4 protein-coding genes are annotated in these 3,647 nt (G+C 53.6%); 1 reads left to right on the plus strand and 3 read right to left on the minus strand.

The window, feature by feature from the left end:
* Positions 1-360, minus strand: a 360-nt coding sequence (locus tag INT22_RS04325; RefSeq protein ID WP_193067727.1) for a 3-keto-5-aminohexanoate cleavage protein, incomplete at its 3' end; no start/stop codon positions are given.
* Between the two features lie 125 nt (positions 361-485).
* Between INT22_RS04325 and INT22_RS04330 the strand changes: the two genes are divergently transcribed.
* Complete coding sequence (locus INT22_RS04330) at positions 486-2,000, plus strand: amidase (protein ID WP_193067728.1); 1,515 nt, start codon at positions 486-488, stop codon at positions 1,998-2,000.
* A 53-nt stretch (positions 2,001-2,053) separates the two neighbouring features.
* Here INT22_RS04330 and INT22_RS04335 read toward each other — a convergent pair whose 3' ends face one another.
* Both INT22_RS04335 and INT22_RS04340 read right to left on the minus strand, forming a co-directional pair.
* Positions 2,054-2,335 carry an amphi-Trp domain-containing protein gene (locus tag INT22_RS04335; RefSeq protein WP_193061222.1) on the minus strand — a complete coding sequence of 94 codons (282 nt, stop codon included), beginning with the start codon at positions 2,333-2,335 and terminating at the stop codon, positions 2,054-2,056.
* Positions 2,336-3,647 (minus strand): metallophosphoesterase (locus tag INT22_RS04340; RefSeq protein ID WP_193067729.1); only part of this gene is annotated, 1,312 nt, incomplete at its 5' end.

The following is a 3,647-nucleotide window of genomic DNA, read 5'->3' on the forward strand; positions in this document are numbered from 1 at the left end:
AAGCTCACCGACTGGTTCGTGGCGTTGGGCGGGCGTCTGAATATCCGTGCCGGGGCCGCCGCGAGTGGGGTCCTGGGCGTCAGGAATCCAATCACCGCCGCCGCCAGCGGTAATGTTCATGACAATATCCACGTTCGCTTCGCGTACGCGTTCCATTACTTCGCGGAAGTGAGCCAAGGAGTGGCTGATGCCGCCGGTTTCAGGGTCACGAACGTGGATATGCGCAACGCTGGCACCGGCTTTCGCTGCGGCAATACAGTCGTTAGCGATTTGTTTAGGTGTGATCGGCACATGTGGGTTTTTGCCGGTGGTATCGCCTGCGCCGGTAACAGCGCAAGTTAAAATAACGTTGCGGTTCATTGGCCGCTCCTTGAGAGTGGTTCTAAGTAACGTGCTTCAGTATGGCTAAATAGCGAGATAGAAATTGACACTAAGCGACGTTGGGTATGCGTAAAGCGTCGTTATTAATCAGTGGAGTTAATGCGATGCATCTTGAGGATTACCAAACGTTTGACGCTACTGGCCTTGCTGAGCTGATTCGCCGCCGAGAGGTAAGCCAAGCGGAGGTGTTCGATGCGGCAGTGGCTGCGATTGAAACGCTTAACCCCTCTCTTCATGCAGTGGTTCGAACACGCTTTGAAAAAGCGCAGCACGAGTGTAAGCAAGTGTTGGAAAACTCGGTGTTTGCGGGTGTCCCCACGCTAAGTAAAGACTTATTGATGGCACTAGCAGGCGAGCCGCTGGCGTTCGGAAGTGCATCGTTATCAGCGTGGTGCCCTAAGCAAGATTCGCTGCTTATTCAGCGTGCGCGGGCGGCTGGGTTAGTGGTGATGGGGCAAACGGCCACGCCGGAATTAGGGCTAATGGGGATTACAGAGCCTAAGGCATTTCCCCACCCGCAAAACCCATGTCGAGAGGGCTATTCCCCAGGCGGATCAAGCGGAGGTGCCGCAGCGGCGGTCGCTAGCGGAATGGTGCCTATTGCGCTGGCAGGCGATGGCGGTGGTTCTATCCGCATTCCTGCCAGTTATTGTGGTTTGTTCGGTTTTAAACCTTCCCGCGGGCGGGTGCCGTTAGCGCCTGCCCACGGCGAAGTCTGGCAGGGAGCGGTGGTCGAGCATGCCATCACTCGTAGCGTGCGTGATAGTGCAGCGTTGCTAGAACAGATTAACGGCATGGCGCCTTCTGGGCCTTACCCCGTTCCGCGGGAAACGGGCTATGTGGATGCCTTATCAGCCTCCTCTAAGCCGCTGCGCATCGCTGTGTCGCTGGGTAATTTTTTGAGTTACGGACTGGATACCCAATTAAGTACCGATGTGAAAATAGCGGTTGAGAAAGCCGCCAAGGCACTGGCCGACATGGGGCATGAGGTGGAGTGGTGTGAGCCACTGGTTGATGGCGATGCCTTGGCCGATAGTTACCTGACGCTCTACCTTGGCCATTTAGCCGCTGATCTTCAGTGGGTAAGCCAGCAAACCGGTGTGCCGGTGCATCGGTTAGCCATTGAGCCATCTACCCGCGCCGTTGGCAGGCTGGGCGCTAAGCTTTCGGCGAAAGCTTACGAGCTAGCCAAGCGCTATTGGCAAGAGGCTGCCGAGCAGATGAGCCAGTTTCACCTGCGTTATGACGCCCTGGTGTTGCCGGTAGCCGCGGATACTGCTCCCAAAATAGGCGAGCTTTATCCCTCTGCGGCTCGCGAGCGATTAATGTCTCTGTTAGCGGTTCCTGGCGCATCAGCGCTGGCATTAAAAGCAGGGGTGTTAAAGCATCTGGCGGTGGATGCGCTCAGCCGCACCCCGTTCACGCAACTGGCGAATCTTACTGGCCAGCCTGCTATGTCGGTACCTTTCCATGTGGCGGCCAATGGGTTGCCCGTTGGGGTGCAAGTGGTAGGGCGCCTGGGTGAGGATAAGCAACTGCTACAGCTGGCGGCGGATATGGAGCGGCATGGTGGTGGTGTGCTGGCCATGAAGTGCCTTTCAAATGAATCTAATGTCTAACCCTATCCAGCGTACCTTGTGCGAAGGCCCAGGCCATCCTGTTGCTGATGAGGTTACTGTTTTCCAGCGCTGGTTTTGATTTTTGGCGGTGTATCGGAAATTTTTTTCTCTTTGGTGCGCCATTTAATCTTCACTTCCACTTCCTGTTTATCGCCTTCATCGCTTGCCCGCAGGGAAACTTGCAATAGCTGTTGAGGTGAAAGCACTAGGTCATCGCCACTTTCCTGAAAGGCTAACTCGCCTTCTTTGATGGCATTTGCCAGAGTGACCAAAAGCGCTTGGGTTGACTGACGATCTAGTAGTGAGTCGTGGCTGAACTTAGTTTTTGACTTCATTTAGTTAGCTCCCGCCAGTTTTCCTTTGCGGTTGGGTTTGAACACTTTTGCCTGGGGGTAATCGCAGCTAAGGCCTATAACACCGCGTTTTTTATCAATGAGTGTTACTCCGACACCCTGGCCATCTAGCCCTTCATTTTTTCTGGAGTGAGCATCCAGAGTGATATCGGCTTCGATATGGATGAGACCGTTTTTAAGCGTTACTCGTTGCCCAAAGTGCTGGTTGATATGACCGTGAACTAGTACTTGAATACCCGCCCGGCGAGCAACGTTGGCGCCGTACGGAGTAAGGGGTAGGTCGACTTTGCGATATTTCGTTCTGAAGGTATTGGCGAGTGAGCCATAATAAAAGCTGAATAAATTTTGGCTCAACAGGTTCTTTTTGAAGGCTTGGTTGGCATGCTTTACGCCATGATTAGCGAGTAGTTCGGCCATCTTGTCGTCAAGACCAGCATGCAGGAACAGAAATGAGCCACGCTTCTTTACGAGCTGCATCCGGCGAAAAAACCAGCCAAACTCGCCTGATTCTTTTAGGAACAGCGAGCGGCATTTCATGGCAGCCGCGTAGACTTGCTGGAGTGATAGGTCGACTTTTGCGCAATGTGCCTCAAAACTCTGGGCTTTGCTCTCCATCTTGCTAATTTCACGATCGATACCTTCAGGGGTAAGAAAACCTGCGGCATAGAAAGGGAAGTTCTCGAACCATGCCTCGCTTGGGAAAAGGGCTTTACGGCATGCAGCCTCAGAAGGTATCTCTCTGTCCCATTGAGTATCGGCTAAGTACTGGTCGAAGACTTCTTTGAACAGTGGAACCACTTTCTTGCCCATGCGAACAAAGAGATGCTGGCTTCCGGCATCTGTCTCGCGTTTCAGGGATAGTAGCCCCATGAGCAAGCGTAAATCATGGTTGCCGGCAAGCAGGGTGATGTTCGCGTTAAGACGGTATAAGTGAGCTAAACTGCGTAGCATCGTCAGGTTGCTCGGCCCTTTGTCCAGGCAGTCTCCACCCACCACAATTTCCGCTTTTGTACCGAACTTAGTCAGCTCGTATTCACACGGGTGCGGTCCATCCCGCTCAATCACTCCTGCGGCAATTAATGAGGCCTCAAAAGCCTCGGCATCGGCGTGAGGGTCGGAGATAAATACGACAGGCTGCTTGGGCCAGGCAAAGCAACTTTTCCGTGAGCGCTTTAGAAAGGTGCTCAATGCATCATCATGGTTGACCGAGCTTTGGTCATTAGGCCATGGGACCCAATCTGTCGGCAGGCGCGCCAAGATAGCATCATGATACGGTTGCTTGCTTACCTTCGGA

The organism is Halomonas sp. 3D7M, assembly GCF_014897885.1.
Taxonomy (GTDB): Bacteria; Pseudomonadota; Gammaproteobacteria; order Pseudomonadales; family Halomonadaceae; genus Vreelandella.

Coding starts and splice junctions, on each gene's coding strand:
- INT22_RS04330 (WP_193067728.1), top strand. CDS start 486: ATGCATCTTGAGGATTACCAAACGTTTGACGCTACTGGCCTTGCTGAG.
- INT22_RS04335 (WP_193061222.1), bottom strand. CDS start 2,335: ATGAAGTCAAAAACTAAGTTCAGCCACGACTCACTACTAGATCGTCAG.